Origin of the sequence: Streptomyces sp. NBC_01549, from assembly GCF_026339955.1 — a bacterium.
Lineage (GTDB): Bacteria > Actinomycetota > Actinomycetes > Streptomycetales > Streptomycetaceae > Streptomyces.
Window position 1 is genome coordinate 957,180 of sequence record NZ_JAPEPW010000002.1, and the last position, 16,294, is coordinate 973,473.

13 protein-coding genes are annotated in these 16,294 nt (G+C 70.8%); 3 read left to right on the forward strand and 10 right to left on the reverse strand.

Annotated features, from left to right (window positions below):
- Window positions 1–41 precede the first annotated feature (41 nt).
- The gene (locus OG819_RS39080) at window positions 42–1,661 is read left to right on the forward strand and encodes an acyl-CoA synthetase (RefSeq protein WP_266632838.1); all 1,620 of its coding nucleotides are present in this window, start codon (window positions 42–44) and stop codon (window positions 1,659–1,661) included.
- A 6-nt stretch (window positions 1,662–1,667) separates the two neighbouring features.
- Here OG819_RS39080 and OG819_RS39085 read toward each other — a convergent pair whose 3' ends face one another.
- The 9 genes from OG819_RS39085 to OG819_RS39125 all read right to left on the reverse strand — a co-directional run bounded on the left by OG819_RS39085 (window position 1,668) and on the right by OG819_RS39125 (window position 13,540).
- Window positions 1,668–3,206 carry an acyl-CoA synthetase gene (locus OG819_RS39085; protein WP_266653852.1) on the reverse strand — a complete coding sequence of 513 codons (1,539 nt, stop codon included), beginning with the start codon at window positions 3,204–3,206 and terminating at the stop codon, window positions 1,668–1,670.
- A 258-nt stretch (window positions 3,207–3,464) separates the two neighbouring features.
- A complete protein-coding gene (locus OG819_RS39090; protein WP_266653854.1) occupies window positions 3,465–5,015 on the reverse strand; it encodes an acyl-CoA synthetase in 1,551 nt (516 codons plus the stop codon).
- Window positions 5,012–6,124, reverse strand: coding sequence for a nitronate monooxygenase family protein (locus OG819_RS39095; protein ID WP_266632832.1), 1,113 nt, complete (start codon window positions 6,122–6,124; stop codon window positions 5,012–5,014). Before OG819_RS39095 ends, OG819_RS39090 begins: the two co-directional genes overlap by 4 nt.
- A gap of 128 nt (window positions 6,125–6,252) precedes the next feature.
- Complete coding sequence (locus OG819_RS39100; RefSeq protein WP_266632830.1) at window positions 6,253–7,812, reverse strand: NAD(P)/FAD-dependent oxidoreductase; 1,560 nt, start codon at window positions 7,810–7,812, stop codon at window positions 6,253–6,255.
- Between the two features lie 198 nt (window positions 7,813–8,010).
- On the reverse strand, window positions 8,011–10,287 hold the full coding sequence (locus OG819_RS39105; protein ID WP_266653856.1) for a serine/threonine-protein kinase: 2,277 nt from the start codon (window positions 10,285–10,287) through the stop codon (window positions 8,011–8,013).
- 62 nt (window positions 10,288–10,349) lie between these two features.
- Window positions 10,350–11,207, reverse strand: coding sequence for an oxygenase MpaB family protein (locus OG819_RS39110; RefSeq protein ID WP_266653858.1), 858 nt, complete (start codon window positions 11,205–11,207; stop codon window positions 10,350–10,352).
- 9 nt (window positions 11,208–11,216) lie between these two features.
- A complete protein-coding gene (locus tag OG819_RS39115; protein ID WP_266632824.1) occupies window positions 11,217–12,395 on the reverse strand; it encodes an acyl-CoA dehydrogenase family protein in 1,179 nt (392 codons plus the stop codon).
- Window positions 12,396–12,578: 183 nt separating this feature from the next.
- Window positions 12,579–12,950 (reverse strand): four-helix bundle copper-binding protein, encoded by a 372-nt coding sequence (locus OG819_RS39120; protein ID WP_266425384.1) that lies wholly within the window; start codon window positions 12,948–12,950, stop codon window positions 12,579–12,581.
- A gap of 188 nt (window positions 12,951–13,138) precedes the next feature.
- On the reverse strand, window positions 13,139–13,540 hold the full coding sequence (locus OG819_RS39125) for a nuclear transport factor 2 family protein (protein ID WP_266632822.1): 402 nt from the start codon (window positions 13,538–13,540) through the stop codon (window positions 13,139–13,141).
- A gap of 236 nt (window positions 13,541–13,776) precedes the next feature.
- On the opposite strand from OG819_RS39125, the gene OG819_RS39130 reads away from it, so the two are divergent.
- Entirely contained in the window at window positions 13,777–14,472 is a 696-nt protein-coding gene (locus OG819_RS39130; RefSeq protein WP_266635026.1) for a type 1 glutamine amidotransferase domain-containing protein, read from the forward strand.
- Window positions 14,473–14,477: 5 nt separating this feature from the next.
- Window positions 14,478–15,119, forward strand: coding sequence for a TetR/AcrR family transcriptional regulator (locus tag OG819_RS39135; protein WP_266653861.1), 642 nt, complete (start codon window positions 14,478–14,480; stop codon window positions 15,117–15,119).
- A 67-nt stretch (window positions 15,120–15,186) separates the two neighbouring features.
- On the opposite strand, the gene OG819_RS39140 is transcribed toward OG819_RS39135, so the two are convergent.
- The gene (locus OG819_RS39140) at window positions 15,187–16,188 is read right to left on the reverse strand and encodes a LacI family DNA-binding transcriptional regulator (RefSeq protein WP_266632818.1); all 1,002 of its coding nucleotides are present in this window, start codon (window positions 16,186–16,188) and stop codon (window positions 15,187–15,189) included.
- Window positions 16,189–16,294 lie beyond the last annotated feature (106 nt).

The window sequence follows — 16,294 nt, forward strand, 5'->3', positions numbered from 1 at the left end:
AGCCGAGGGGTGGACCCGGACGTGCGACGTCAGGAGGAGCGGTGGAGTACAACCTTGCCGACCTGTTCGAGTCGGTCGTCGACGTGGTTCCGGGCCGCGAGGCGCTCGTGTACATCGACCATCCAGGCACGGGTGCGGAACGCCGTCTGACGTACGCGCAACTCGACGCGGCGGCGAACCGCGTGGCCCATCATCTGATCGACAGCGGCATCCGCCCCGGCGAGCACCTCGGACTACACCTGTACAACGGCGTCGAGTACCTGCAGACCGTACTGGGCTGCCTCAAAGCGCGGATCGTGCCGGTCAACGTCAACTACCGGTACATGGAAGAGGAGTTGGTCTACCTCTACCGGGACGCGGACCTGGTGGCGCTGGTCTTCGACGCCGAGTTCACCGACCGGGTGGCGGCGGCGCTGCCGCGGACCCCGGCGCTGCGGCATCTCCTGCGGGTGGGGAGCGCGGCGACCGACGGGACCTCCCTGCCCGCCGCGGACTTCGTCGAGGCCGAGGCCGCCGGGTCTCCCGAGCGGGGCTTCCCACCGCGCTCGGCGGACGACCAGTTCATCATCTACACCGGCGGCACCACCGGCATGCCCAAGGGGGTGATGTGGCGTCAGGAGGATCTGTTCTTCGCCGGGCTGGGCGGCGGGGCTCCGACGGGCGAGCCGGTCAAGAAGCCGGAGGAGCTCGCCGAGCGGGTGGCGGCCGGCGGCGAGGGCATCACCTTCTTCCCCACTCCCCCGCTGATGCACGGCACCTCGACGCTGACGGCGTTCATCGGGTTCAACTTTGGCCAACGGGTGGTGATCCACCGCAAGTTCGTGCCCGAGGAGGTCCTGCGGACGGTCGAGAAGGAGAAGGTCACCAGCATGTCGCTGGTCGGCGACGCGATGCTGCGCCCGTTGATCGACGCGTTGAAGGGGTCGATGCGGGGCACGGACTGCTCCTCGATGTTCAGCGTGTCCTCGTCCGGCGCGATCATGTCGGAGACGGTGCGTGAGCAGTTCCTGTCGCTTGTCCCGAACGTGATGCTGCTCAACAACTTCGGCTCCACGGAGTCCGGCTTCAACGGCACCGCGACCGCCGACTCGGGGGCCGGCAAGGGCTTCCGGCTGCGGGTCAACTCCCGTACGCAGGTGGTGGATCCGGCCACATACGAGCCGGTCGTCGTCGGCGAGCCCGGCCGGGTCGCGCAGCGCGGCCATGTGCCCCTCGGCTACTACAACGACCCGAGGAAGACCGACGAGACCTTCTTTCAGAAGGACGGCGAGCGGTGGGTGCTGCTCGGTGACATGGCGACGGTCGACGACGAGGGCATCGTCACCGTCCTCGGGCGCGGCTCCCAGTGCATCAACACCGGTGGCGAGAAGGTCTATCCGGAGGAGGTCGAGCAGGCGCTCAAGTCCCATCCGGACGTGTACGACGCGCTGGTCGCCGGGGTGCCGGACGAGAAGTGGGGCAACCACGTGGCGGCGGTCGTCCAGCTCCGCGAGGGCGCGGGCCGGCCCTCACTGGAGGACATCCAGACCCACTGCCGAAGCCATCTCGCCGGCTACAAGATCCCCCGCCAGCTCGTCATCACCGACACCATCCAGCGCTCACCCAGCGGCAAGGCGGACTACCGATGGGCACGGTCGGTGGCGACGGAGGCGGCTCACTGAGCCGAACTAGACGGTGTCGGCCCGGACATCCGCGAAGCGGTTCCTCAGTTCGCGTTTGAGGATCTTTCCGCTGGCGTTGCGCGGCAGTTCGGCCACGAAGAGCACCTGCTTGGGCGCCTTGAAGTGGGCGAGGTTCTCCCGTGCGTGGGTGAGGAGTTCGGCTTCGGTGACCTCGGCGCGGGCGACGACGACCGCCGTGACCGCCTCGATCCACCGCTCGTCGGGCAGCCCGATCACGGCGACCTCGGCGACGGCATCGTGTGTGTAGAGCGCGTCCTCGACCTGGCGTGAGGCGACCAGTACGCCACCGGAGTTGATGACGTCCTTCACCCGGTCGACGACGGTGAAGTAGCCGTCCTCGTCGCACACGGCGAGGTCCCCGGAGTGGAACCAGCCGTCGCGGAAGGCCTCGGCGGTCTCCTCCGGCTTGCCCCAGTAGCCCTCGCACAACTGCGGTGAGCGGTAGACGATCTCACCCCGCTCACCGTCGGGCACGTCCTTGCCGGTCTCGTCGACGACCCGCGCCTCGACGAACAGCACCGGCCGCCCGCAGGAATCCATCCGCCCCTTGTGCTCGTGCGGGCCGAGGACCATGGCCAGCGGCCCGATCTCGCTCTGCCCGAAGCAGTTGTAGAACGCCAGCTTCGGCAGCCGCTCCCGCAGCCGTTCCAGAACCGGCACCGGCATGATCGACGCCCCGTAGTAGGCCTTGCGTAGTCCGCTCAGGTCACGGGTGGCGAAGTCGGGGCGGTTGGACAGTCCGATCCAGACGGTGGGCGGCGCGAACAGGCTGTCCGCGTGGCCCGCCTCGACCAGGTCGAAGATCTGCTCGGCGTCGGGTGTGTCGAGGATGATGTTCACGGCGCCGACCGCGAGATAGGGCAGCAGGAACACATGCATCTGCGCCGAGTGGTAGAGCGGCAGCGAGTGCACGGGCAGATCGCCAGCCTGCAGATCGAGGGCGGTGATCGCGCTCAGGTACTCGTGCACCAGCGCACGGTGGGTCAGCATCGCGCCCTTGGGCAGCGCGGTGGTGCCCGAGGTGTAGAGGAGTTGCGTCAGGTCCTCGCCGCGGGGCTCCGGACCGTCGTACGGCGTGGTCGCGTCAAGTCGCGCGAGCAGCGAGTCGTCGGTGTCGCGCAGGGCGAGAACGCGGGCTCCTGCGGGGAGGTTCCCCGCCAGGTCCGGGTCGGCCAGGACCAGTCCGCAGCCGGCCTGCTCGATGATGTACGCGAGGTCGCCGCCGGTCAGGTTCTGGTTGACCGGCACATGCACCAGCCCGCCGCGCGCACACGCGAGGAAGCCGATCAGGTACGCGTCCGAGTTGTGTCCGTAGGCACCGACGCGGTCGCCCGGCGCCAGTCCCGAGGAGCGCAGCACCTGGGCCGCGCGGGAGACGGCCTCGTCGAGTTCGGCGTAGGTCCAGGACCGGTCGCGGTAGTGGACCGCGACGCGTTCAGGGGTCCGCCGGGCGCTGCGCCGCAGCACCCCGTCGACCGTGACGCTCCGTCCCGCCGCCACCGTGGGGTTCCGACCCGCCGTCATGACCTGCTCCTTCGTCCGGCTGCTGTGCCGTGATCCTCGTTCCGGCCCGCGAGCGGGGTCAAGCGTCCCGCGCCCTTGGCGCGAAGACGATCAGCCCCGCTGTGGAACGTACTGACATCAGGTCAAACGTCTGTCGCTGTTGTTACGCTCAACCGCCCCTTCCCTCAATGGTGTCGTGCCGGCCCACTCCCGGTCGTCGAACCCGAACTCGCCGCACTTCAGCGACCAGACACGGCTGTTCTCCACCCCGCTCCGATGTCACACCGCTCGCGTACGGCCCTCCCAGTAGGGGTCCCGCAGCCGCCGCTTGTACAGCTTCCCGTTCGGGTCGCGCGGCATCGACTCGATGAAGTCGACGCTCTTGGGGCGCTTGTACCCGGCGAGCAGGTGCTCGCAGTGGCCGAGGATGTCGGCGGCGAGGGCCGGGCCCGGCTCGTGGCCGGGGGCGGGCTCGACGACGGCCTTGACCTCCTCGCCCCAGTCGTCGTGCGGAATGCCGAAGGCGGCCGCGTCGGCGACGGCGGGGTGGGCGAGCAGCGCCGCCTCGATCTCGGCCGGGTAGATGTTGACCCCGCCCGAGATGATCATGTCGATCTTGCGGTCGCGGAGGAAGAGATAGCCGTCCTCGTCGAGACAGCCCAGGTCGCCGACGGTGAAGAAGTCGCCGATGCGGTTCTTCTTCGTCTTGCTCTCGTCCTTGTGGTACGAGAATCCGCCGGTGCTCATCTTCATGTAGACGGTGCCGAGTTCACCGGGCGGCAGCCGGTTGCCGTCGTCGTCGAAGATCGCGAGTTCGCTGATGGGCCAGGCCTTGCCGACCGTGCCGGGCTTCTTCAGCCAGTCCTCGGCGGTCGCGAAGGCGCCGCCGCCCTCGCTGGCCGCGTAGTACTCCTCGACGCTGTGGCCCCACCACTCGATCATCGCCCGTTTCACATGGTCGGGGCACGGGGCGGCGCCGTGGATGGCGTGCCGCATGGAGGAGACGTCGTAGCGCGCCCTCACCTCGTCGGGGAGTGCCAGCAGCCGGTGGAACTGGGTCGGGACCATATGGGTGTGGGTGCAGGCGTGGGCGTCGATGACGCGGAGCATCTCCTGCGGCGTCCACTTGTCCATCAGCACCAGGCGGTGGCCGATGTGCAGGGAGGCGCCCGCGAACTGGAGCACGGCGGTGTGGTACAGCGGCGAGCAGACCAGGTGCACATTGTCGTCGTACGGCCTGATGCCGAAGATGCCGAGGAAGCCGCCGAGGTACGTCTCCTCGGGGAGTTTGCCGGGCAGCGGGCGCCTGATGCCGCGGGGGCGGCCCGTGGTGCCCGAGGTGTAGTTCATGACCCAGCCGAGGGTGCGCTCCTCGGGCGCCGACTCGGGCTGTCCGTCGAGGAGTTCGGCGTACGGCCGGAAGCCGGTCACTGTCCCCACCGCGTACCGCCGCGCCGCCGGAAGCTTCGCCTCGTCGGCGGCGTGGCGGGCGGCGTCCGCGAACCGTTCGTGTGCGATGAGCACCTTGGTACCCGAGTCGGAGACGATCCAGGCGATCTCGGGGCCGACGAGGTGGTGGTTGACCGGCACGAGATAGAGGCCCGCCTGAGAGGCGGCGAGGTAGGCGACGAAGAACTCGACGCCGTTGGGCAGCACGACGGCGAAGGCGTCGCCGCGTTCGAGTCCCGCGGCGCGCAGACCGTGGACGAGTTGATTGGCCGCGGCGTGCAGCCGGCCCGCGGTCCACTCGTCCCCGTCCGGGGTGACGAGGACCGTCCGCCCGGGGTCTGCGGTGGCCTGGGCCCAGAAGCCGTTGGGTGAGGTCCTCATGATTGTTCGCCCCTTCCCGCGATCCGGTTGACACGGTCGACGGCTCGCTCGAAGCCGCTCGTCAGGTCGTCGAAGACGGCCTGGACACTGCGCTCGCTGTTCATCCGGCCGACGATCTGCCCTACCGGGGTTCCGAGCAGCGGTTCCACCTCGTACTTCTGGATCCGGGAGACCGCCTCGGCCACCAGCAGCCCCTGGAGCGGCATGGGGAGGGTGCCGGGACCGTTCGGGTCGTCCCAGGCGTCGGTCCACTCGGTGCGCAGCTGGCGCGCGGGTTTGCCGGTCAGCGCGCGCGAACGGACGGTGTCGCCGGACCCGGCGGCGAGCAGCTTGCGGGTGACGGCGGGCGAGTGCATGTCCGCTTCCGTGACGGTCAGCCACAGGGAGCCGAGCCACACGCCCTGGGCGCCCAGGCTGAGGGCGGCGGCCACCTGCTGTCCGCTGCCGATGCCGCCCGCCGCGAGTACGGGCAACGGGTCGACGGCGTCGACGACTTCGGGGGTGAGCACCATCGAGGCGATCTCGCCGGTGTGGCCGCCCGCCTCGTAGCCCTGTGCGACGACGACGTCGATGCCCGCCTCGGCGTGCTTGCGCGCGTGCCGGGCGCTGCCCGCGAGGGCCGCGACGAGCACCCCGCGCTCGTGGGCGCGCTCGACGACATCGGCGGGCGGTGAGCCCAGCGCGTTGGCAAGCAGTTTGATCGGATAGTCGAAGGCGACGTCGAGCTGGGTGCGGGCGACCTGTTCCATCCAGCCGGTGATGCGCCAGCCGGACGCCTCGCCGTCGGCGAGTTGGGGCACGCCGTACTTGGCGAGGGTGTCCTTGACGTACTGCCGGTGCCCCTCGGGGATCATCGCCTCGACGTCGGCCTCCGTCACCCCCTCGACCTTCTTCGCGGGCATCACGACGTCCAGGCCGTACGGTTTGCCGTCGACGTTCGCCTCGATCCAGTCGAGGTCGCGTTTGAGGTCGTCGGGGGCGGTGTAGCGGACCGCGCCGAGCACACCGAAACCGCCCGCGCGACTGATGGCCGCGGCGACGGCGGGAAACGGCGTGAAGCCGAAAATGGCGTGCTCGACTCCCAGTCTCTTGCTCAGCTCCGTCTGCATGGCCGCAGAATGCCGCAGTCCTCCGGACGAGGGAAGGCCTTTTCTGATGCTCCGTCAGATTTCTGGCCGGTCCTTCGACGGAGTTCCGGGGCCACACCCCGTGTCCGCGGCACGATCCGCCGACAGGACTAGTCGACCGCGCCCTCCAGCACGGCCATGGCCGCGTTGTGCCCGGGTACTCCGCTCACGCCCCCTCCGCGCACCGCGCCCGCCCCGCACAGCAGGACGTTCGCGTGCCGGGTCTCGACGCCCCAGCGGCCCGTGCCCTCCTGGGCGTACGGGAAGGCGAGGTCGCGGTGGAAGATGTTGCCGCCGGGCAGCCGCAGGTCGCGCTCCAGGTCGAGCGGGGTCTTCGCCTCGATACAGGGACGGCCGTCCGCGTCCGTGGCCAGGCAGTCGGCGAGCGGTTCGGCGAGGTGCGCCTCCAGCTGCGCGAGCGTCGACTTCAGCAGCTCCGCCCGTACGGCGTCGTTGTCCCGCTCGAAGAGCCGGGCGGGCGTGTGCAGGCCGAAGAGGGTGAGGGTCTGGTAGCCCTGTTCGACCAGGTCCTGGCCGAGGATGCTCGGGTCGGTGAGGGAGTGGCAGTAGATCTCGGAGGGCGGCGCGGTGGGCAACTCTCCGGACGCGGCCTGCGCGTGGGCGGTCGCCAACTGCTCGTAGCCCTCGGCGATGTGGAAGGTGCCGGAGAACGCCTCGCGCGGGTCGACCGAGGTGTCGCGCAGCCTCGGCAGCCGCTTGAGCAGCATGTTGACCTTCAGCTGGGCACCCTCGGCGGGGGTGGGCGGTTCGTCGCCGGTGAGGTGCGCGAGCTCCTGCGGCGAGGCGTTCACCAGGACGTGCCGGGCCCCCACCACGCCCTCGCCGTCCGCGGTCCGGTAGGTGACCTCGGCGGCCCGCCCGTCGGTCTCGATGCGCAGCACCTCGTGGCCGGTGGCGATCACGGCGCCCGCGCCGCGCGCCGCCGCGGAGATCGCGTCGGTGAGGGCGCCCATGCCGCCGACCGGCACGTCCCAGGCGCCGGTGCCGCCGCCGATCACGTGGTACAGGAAGCAGCGGTTCTGCCGCAGGGAGGGATCGTGGGCGTCCGCGAAGGTCCCGATGAGCGCGTCGGTGAGGACGACACCGCGTACGAGGTCGTCGGCGAAGTTCTCCTCCACGGCGACGCCGACCGGCTCCTCGAAGAGGACCCGCCAGGCCTCCTCGTCGTCGATGCGGGCGCGGAGTTCCTCGCGGGTGGGGAGCGGTTCGGTGAGCGTCGGGAAGACCTGCTGGGCGACGCGGCCGGTCATTCCGTAGAAGCGCTGCCAGGCCTCGTACTCACGGTCCGAGCCGGTCAGGCGGGCGAAGGCCTCGCGGGTGCGGCGCTCGCCACCGCCGACGAGGAGGCCGGTGGGCCGTCCGTCGCGTTCGACGGGCGTGTACGAGGACACGGTGCGGCCGCGCACGCGGAAGTCGAGGCTCAGATCCCGCACGATCTTCCGGGGCAGCAGGCTGACCAGGTAGGAGTAGCGCGACAGCCGCGCGTCGACCCCGGCGAACGGCCGGGTGGACACGGCGGCGCCGCCGGTGCTCCCCAGACGCTCGAGCACCAGGACGGACCGGCCGGCCCTGGCCAGGTAGGCGGCTGCGACGAGACCGTTGTGGCCCCCGCCGACGATCACGACGTCGTATCCCTCGTGTGCAGGCATGGTTCTTGGTAGCACGCGATGATCTAGAACGGCCAGAGGTACGCGGCACCCGGCGGGCATCCGGACGGGGCGCGGGCCGGGCGTCCGCTGCGGCGCGGGCCTCCGCTGCGGCGCGGGCGGGGCCGCCCGGGAGCCGTCCGCCGTATGGGCGGTGCCGTCCGTCGGACACGGCGGGCACAACCCCTGTACGCGAGCCCCTCAGCCTCCCCGTGCTGCCCGCTGCCGGCGTAACGCCGCCACCCTCCGGTACAGCTCCACCGCCTCCTGGCCCCGGCCCAGCTGCTCCAGGCAGTGCGCCTCGTCGTTGCGGCTGGCCAGGGCGTCGAGGTGGTCGGGGCCGAGGACACGTTCGCGGGCGGTGGCGACACCGCGGTACTCGGTGAGGGCGTCGGACCAGCGGCCCAGCCAGCCGAGGCCGACCGCGACCTCGCGGCGGCTGACGAGGGTGTCCGGGTGGTCGGGGCCGAGGACGCGCTCACGGATCGCCCACACGTCACGGGACTCGGCGAGCGCCTCCTCCCAGCGCCCCATCCGGCCGAGATTGACGCCGAGGCCGTGCCGGGCGCGCAGGGTCTCGGGGTGGGCGGGGCCGTGCACCCGGGTGCGATCGTCGATCAGGTCCCGGTACAGCTCTAGGGCCTGCGCGCTGCGGCCGAGCCGGCCGAGACTGATGCCCACCTCGTAGCGCGCGGAGAGGGTGTCCGGGTGGTCGGGGCCGAGAGCCTGCGCCCGCGCCTCGGCCACTTCCCGGTAGGTCTCCAACGCCTCGGGCCAGTGGCCCAACTGACCGAGTGCGTAGGCGACTTCGTAGCGCGTCACCAGCGTGTCGGGGTGGTTCGCACCGAGCACCCGGGTCCGCGCGGCAGCGACCTCGCTCGCCATCCGGTACGAGTCCTCCAGGCGGCCCAGCCTGCTCAGATTGAAGGCGAGGTTGTGGCGGCAGCGCAGGGTGTCGGGATGGTCGGGGCCCATGGCCCGCTCCCGGGCGGCGAGCACCGCGGTGTACGCCTGGTGCGCCTCGAAGTGGCGGCCCAACTGGCCCAGTACGTACGCCATTTCCTGGCGAGCGGCCAGGGTGTCGGGATGGTCGGGGCCGAGCGCCCGCTCCCTGCCCTGCGCGACCCGCACATACTCGCGCAGGGCTTCGGCGGCGCGTCCGGTGCGGCTGAGGGTGAAGCCGACCTCGTAGCGGCTGGCGAGGGTGTCGGGGTGGTCGGGGCCGAGGACGTGCTCGCGCTCGGCGGCGACCGCGCGGTGCACCTCGCCCGCCTCGGTCCACCGGCCGAGCCGCCCGAGGCTCAGCCCGGCGTTGTGCCGGCCCACCAAAGTGGTGAGCAACTCCGGTGAGGGAGTGGGGCGTTCGACGCGCTCTCGCGCCTGGGGGACGGACGCGGCCGGGCGTGCGATCCAGTCGCCGGTCAGGCCCGCCGCCGCGTCCGGCGGCACGCCGCCCAGGCCGGCACCGGTCGCCTTGTGGCCGGTGGTCATACCCCGGGTCCAGGAGGGCAGCCGGGGTTCTCGGGAGGAAGGGGACGAGGGAGCCGGCGTCGACGGTTCCAGCATCCGCCGCTCATGGGCGGGTCGGCCCACCGCGGGGGGCACGACCGTCGGCACGTACACCGGAGTCGTACGCCCCGTGCCGATCCGCCGGCCGAGCTCGCGCGCGTCCTGCGGGCGCCGCTCCGGCTCCTTGGCCAGCAGATCCAGGATGATCCGCTCTAAGTACTCGGGGAGCTCGGCGCGATGGTGACGCGGCGGCTCGGGAGGCGTGTCACGGTGTCCGATGAGGATCGCCCACGCGTCGTCGAGGTCGAACGGCGGCGCCCCGGTGGCGATTTCGTAGAGCACACATCCGAAGGAGTACAGGTCACTGCGCTGGTCGACCTGGGCGCCGCTGATCTGCTCCGGCGACATGTAGTGCGGGGTGCCCATCGCGATGCCGGTGCCGGTCAGCCGGGCCGTGAAGCCGATGTCGTGGCCGAGGCGCGCGATGCCGAAGTCGCAGATCTTCACCGTGCCGTCGGCGAGCCGCATGATGTTGGCAGGCTTCAGGTCGCGGTGCACGATGCCCTGTTGATGGGTGTAGGCGAGGGCCCCTGACACCTGGTCGGCGATGTCGACGACATCGGCGACGGGAAGCGGATGCTGCTTGTTGTCCTCCAGGAGCTGGCTGAGGTTGCGGCCCTCCAGCAGCTCCATGACCAGGTACAGCACGCCCTCCGACTCACCGAAGTCGTGCACCACGGTCACCCCGCGGTGCTGCAGCGCGGCGGCCACCCGGGCCTCGCGCCGGAATCTCTCCCGCAGCACACCGGTGAACGACTGATCGTGGTGCGGGCCGAGCGGCTTGAGGCACTTCACGGCCACCTGCCGCCCCAGCGACTCGTCACGGGCGCGCCACACCTCACCCATGCCTCCCCGCCCGATCAGATCGAGCAGCCGGTACCGGCTCTGGATCAGCCTGGTCTCCGCCATCTCGTGCGATCGCCCCCGTCGCTGCTCGCCGCGCCCTCCCCTGGCTCGTCCAGTATGGCGAGTTATCTGCCGACTTTGTACGGCGCCGGGCGGGAGCCGGGACCGAGCCGCGCCATGGCCCGCAGAATGTGTTTGGGCGGGAGTTGCCAGCGAAGACGTGCGGGAACACAGCGCAGCAAGGTGCCCGTGACGCGCAGGCGCCGGGTCACCGTGGAGGGGGCTGGCGCGGTTCTGCCGTACAGCTCGTGGGCGTACGGCGGCAGAGCGGCGTACGCCAGACGCGCCACGCGCCGCCACAGCAGGGCGCGCGCCGGAACGATCAGCGGGTGGATCGGCGGGCGCGACAGGAAGTCGTCCACGTCCCGCGCCTCGGGTCCGGCGGCGAGTTCCGGCAGCATCTTCCCGAAGTAGGCGGCCAACTCCGCCAGATTCGCCGGTACGTCGGCGGGGTCGAGGCCCACCAGGCGTGCGCTGACCCGGTGTTCGTCGATGTACCGGTCGGCGTGCGCGTCGGTCAGCGGGAAGCCCGAACGGCGCAGGACGTGCAGATAGGAGTCGATCTCGGCGCAGTGCACCCACAGCAGCAGCTCGGGCTCGTCGATCCGGTACCGCTCCCCCGTGTCCGGGTCGGTGGCCTGGAGCAGGGTGTGGATCTTCCGGACCCGGGCGCCGGCCTTCTCGGCGGCCTCCGTCGTGCCGTACGTCGTCGTGCCGACGAAGTTCGCGGTGCGCATCAGGCGGCCCCAGGCGTCGCGCCGGAAGTCGGAGTTCTGCATGACGCCCCGGACCGCGCGGGGGTGCAGGGCCTGGAGGTAGAGCGCGCGGACCCCGGCGACCCACATCATCGGGTCGCCGTGCATCTGCCAGGTCACCGACGAGGGACCGAACAGCCCCTGCTCACCCGTGCGAAGCGCGTCCACCCCGTCAGGCTAACGCCGGACCCGCGGCATCCCCAGTCCGATCCAGGAGATGATTTCGCGCTGGATCTCGTTGTTCCCGCCGCCGAAGGTGAAGATCACCGCCGAGCGGTAGCCGCGTTCCAGCTCGCCGTGCAGGACGGCGCCCGTCGAGCCCTCCTTGAGGACTCCGGGTGCCGCGACGATCTCCATGAGCCAGGCGTACGCGTCCCGGCGGGCCTCGGAGCCGTACACCTTGACCGCGGAGGCGTCCTGCGGGGTGAGGGTGCCCTCCTGGACGGCGTTCACCATCTGCCAGTTCAGGAGCTTCATCGCGTCGAGTCTGGTGTGGGTCTGGGCGAGCCGGCGGCGTACCCAGGGGAGGTCGACGACGCGGCGGCCGTCGGCGAGCTTGGTGTCCATGGCCCAGCGCTGGACGTCGTGCAGGGCGCGGATCGCCATGGTGCCGTGTGCGGCGAGGGTGACGCGTTCGTGGTTGAGCTGGTTGGTGATCAGCCGCCAGCCCTTGTTCTCCTCGCCGACCCGGCGCGAGAGGGGGACACGGATGTTCTCGTAGTAGCTGGCGGTGGTGTCGTGCGAGGCGAGGGTGTTGATGAGGGTGCAGGAGTAGCCGGGGTCGGAGGTCGGCACGAGGAGCATGGTGATGCCCTTGTGCGGTGGGGCGTCCGGGTCGGTGCGGACGGCGAGCCAGACCCAGTCGGCCGTGTCGCCGTTCGTGGTCCAGATCTTCTGCCCGTTGACGACGTAGGTGTCGCCGTCCCGCACGGCCTTGGTCTTGAGCGCGGCCAGGTCCGTGCCCGCGTCGGGCTCGCTGTAGCCGATCGCGAAGTCGATCTCGCCGGAGAGGATCCTTGGAAGGAAGTACTCCTTCTGCTCCGCGGTACCGAACCGCATGATCGTCGGGCCGACGGTGTTCAGCGCCATCAGGGGCAGCGGTACGCCCGCCTGGGCGGCCTCGTCGAAGAAGATGAACTGCTCCATGGGGGTCAGCCCGCGCCCGCCGTACTCCTCGGGCCAGCCCACCCCGAGCCAGCCGTCCGTACCGAGCCGCCGGATCGTCTCGCGGTAGAACCGCTTCTGGGCGGCCGGGTCGCCGTACCGGGCGTAGGCGTGATCGGGCACCAACTCGGCGAAGTAGCCACGCAGTTCGGTCCGCAGCCGCTGCTGCTCTGGCGTGTATTCGAGATGCACGGCGCCTCCTGGCTCCCCAAGGCCGGACCTGACGGCGCACACCGTAGAACGTGTTTCAGAAATTGTGAATGCCGATGACACCGGCGCCCCGACCAAGACCTTCCCGGGGGACACTCACCCGGGGTTCCAGTACCTCGGCGCCGGTCCGTCAACGACGGCCGCACTCGCCTGCGGGGCGGTGTTTCAGGCGCGGCTCAGGGTGGCGAGGAAGTCCGTGCAGGCCTGGGCGCACTCCCGGCAGGCCTTCGCGCTGTCCTGCCCACCGGGGTGCTCGTCGAACACGTCCGCGCTCTCGCGGCAGACGGTACGGCACCACTCGACCTGGACCCGGATGCCGGCCGTGTCCCGGCGGGCCTCCTCCGCCAGCACACGACAGGTCGCGTCGCACACCTCCACGCAGAGAAGGCCTTTGCGCCGTACGAGTTCCTGCTCCATCGGCCCGTCCGGATCCACCGCGCTCGCCCGCAGCGCGCAGGCGCGGGCGGCCTCGGCGCAGGCCTGCGCACAGTCGAAGCGGTCCTCGAGGAATCGGATGCGTTCTTGCTGGGATGTCATTGTCGTCACCGCGGGCGGGTAGCCGCGGGAAGGCCCGTCAAACCCCGCACCTCAGGGCCCCGCGGCCACTCCTCGGACGAGCGCCCACCCGGTTTGCGCGGACGGCTCCGGGTACCCGGGGACGCATGAGCGCCATGGATCCGCCTGACAGGTCCTAGCCGCGTCCCCAACCTCACGGGTCAATACACCTAGCCGTCCATCGCCTCGGCCGCCTCGCGTGAGATCCGCTCGAACTGGGCGCCCATCGCCTCGGAGAGCGCGTGGGCCGCCGAGAGCGGGCGGACCATCACCATCAGGTCGTCGATCCTGCCGTCCTCGTCGAAGTGCAGGAAGTCGCAGCCGTTGAGCTCCTTGTCGCCCACCTTCGCCGTGAAGACGAGCGCGTGGTCACGGCCGTCGGCACCGGCGATCTCGCGTACGTAGCGGAAGTCGGTGAAGACACGGGAGACGCCGCGCAGGATGGCCGCGGTGATGGCCTTCCCCGGGTACGGCTTGAAGGCGACGGGGCTGGTGAACACCACGTCGTCGGCCAGCATCTCCTCGACCGCGGTGAGGTCGCCCGCCTCTACGGCCTTCCGGAAGGGGTGCATCCGAGCCCCGCCTTTCACTCAACTAATTGATTAGGTTACGAACAGAGTAGTTGGGGTGGTACTCGACGTCCAGACATTGACATTCCTATGGCTCCGACCGCAGTCCCTATTGGTCACCTATGTCAGAGCCGCATACCGTCGAGGACATCACCGCCCTGACGCTCTGGGTCCAGAACGTCAGGGCGTACGACAGGAACAACGGGCAACAACCCCCCGCACCCCCGGAGAAACGCACCATGTCGAAGATTCTCTTTGTGATCACCGGCGTCGACCACTGGACGCTCGCCGACGGCACCCGCCACCCGAGCGGCTTCTGGGCCGAGGAGGCCGTCGCCCCGTACGAGGCCTTCAAGGCCGCGGGCCACGAGGTCGTCGTCGCCACTCCCGGCGGCGTCGTACCGACCGTGGACAAGGGGAGCCTGACCCCCGAGCTCAACGGTGGCCAGGAGGGCGCCGACCGGATCGCGCACGTCCTCACGTCGATGACCGAGCTTCAGCGGCCGATCAAGCTGGACGAGGTCGAACTGGACGACTACGCGGCCGTCTTCTACCCCGGCGGCCACGGACCGATGGAGGATCTGGCGGTCGACGCGGACTCCGGGCGGCTGCTCACCCTCGCGCTGGAGTCGGGCAAGCCGCTCGGTGTGGTGTGCCACGGCCCGGCCGCGCTGCTCGCCGCGACGAAGGAGGACGGCGGCAACGTCTTCGCGGGTTACCGGGTCTCCGGGTTCACCAACGCCGAGGAGACGCAGGCCGGTCTCGCCGGCCGGGCCAAGTGGCTGCTCCAGGACCGCCTCGTCGAGGCGGGCGTCGACTTCCAGGAGGGCGAGCCGTGGGCCCCCAAGGTGGTCGTCGACCGCAACCTGGTCACCGGCCAGAACCCGGCGTCCTCCGCTCCGCTCGCCGTCGAGCTGCTGAAGAAGCTGGCCTGACCCTCATGGCCACCGACCGGCTCGATGAGGTCCTCGACGCCGCCTACGACTGCCTGACCAGGTACGGCGTACGGCGCACGACGATGGACGACATCGCCTCCGCCATGGGCGTGTCCCGGTCGGCGGTCTACCAGTACGTCCGCGGCAAGGACGATGCCTTCCGTCTGCTCGCCGGGCGTCTGCACGAGCGGGCGCTCGGCCGGGCCCGGGAGGCGGCGGCCGAGTGCGGCGCCCCGCACGCCGAGCGCGTCCGGGGCGTTCTGGCCGCCAAGCTCGGCCTGGTGCTCCAGCTGGCAGGCGACTCCCCGCACACGGCCGAACTCCTCGACGAGAAGGCCCGGTTGTTCGGGGACATCTGCCACACGTTCGTCGGGGAGTTGCGGTGCCTGCTGATCAGCCTTTTCGCCGAGGTGGCCACCCCGACCGGTGTCGATCCCGCCGAGGCCGCCGACATCTGTCTGGCCCTGGTCGTCGGCCTGGAGTCGTCCCCCGACGGCCGGCAGCTGCTGGCCCCGGCCACCGACGCCCTCCTGACCGGCCTGCTCGGCGGCCGGGTCCGAACAGGCTCCCCCATGGGACCGTGCGGGACGGCGCGGCCCGAGTCCGGCGGGTGCGCCCGGCGCGCGGACGTCGCGGGAGCTCCATGACGACGGTGGCCGTGTCCGGGTCGGGAGCGGAGATGACCTCCTCGCGGAGCAGGAAGTCGAACAGGCCCTAACCCCGCACGGGTGCCGTCGTGCCGCGGACCTCGAGCGCCGGGGTGGTGAGAACGAGCTCGCCCGGGCGGGCGGGGTCGGCGATCCGGTCGAGCAGACACTGCGCGGCACGGCGGCCGACGTCGTGCCCGGCGCTGTCCACGGTGGTGAGCCACAGGTGCCGCAGCCGTGCGAGGTAGGTGTTGTCGTAGCCGACGAGGGAGAGGTCGCGCGGCACCTGGAGGCCGAGTTCCTCGGCGGCCGACAGGGCGCCGACACAGGCGATGTCGTTGAACGCGAAGACGGCGGTGGGTCGTTCGGGGGCGCTGAGCAGCCGGACCGTGGCACGGTAGCCGCCCTCCTCGGTCAGGTCGCCCTGCTCCACGACCGCCTCCGCGGCCAGTCCGTGTTCACGCATGACCGCCTGGAAGCTGCGGCGGCGCAGTTCGCCGACCATCCCCTGCCCCGCGATGTGCGCGATACGGCGGTGGCCGAGGCCGATGAGATGCTCGGTGGCCAGGCGGGCGCCGCGCTCGTCGTCGTTGGCGACGACGTCGACACCGGGCAGCTCGGGCTCCCGGGCGCCCGCGACCACGGTGGGGATCTGCCCGGCCGCCGCCCGCAGCGCTTCGGCGGCCGGCAGGGTGCCGACGGCGATCAGACCGTCGACCCGCAGGTCCACGAAGGTACGGGTGAGGTCCTCGCCGAGACGCCGGTTGAGATGGCCGTCGGCGAGCAGCATGTGCAGACCGGAGTCGTGCAGCCGGGAGTTCAGACCGTCCAGGAGCTCCACGAACCAGGGGTTGCGCATGTCGTTGAGGAGCACCCCGACCGTGCGGGTGCGCCGCTCGCTGAGGCTGCGCGCCGCCGCGTTGGGCCGGTAGCCGAGCTCCTCGACGGCGGCCAGCACGGCCTGCCGCTTCTCGTCACGGACCTGGTCGGAGCCGCGCAGCACGAGGGAGACCAGAGACTTCGACACTCCGGCCCGTTCGGCGACGTCACGAATCGTCGGTGCTCTCATGGTCTGCGTGGCTCCATTTCTGGACCGTTCCATACAGCGGGTGAGCTTGTCAAAGGGGTTGACACGCACCGCAGCAGCCTTCACTGTGAGCCGGGAACTTGTTGGA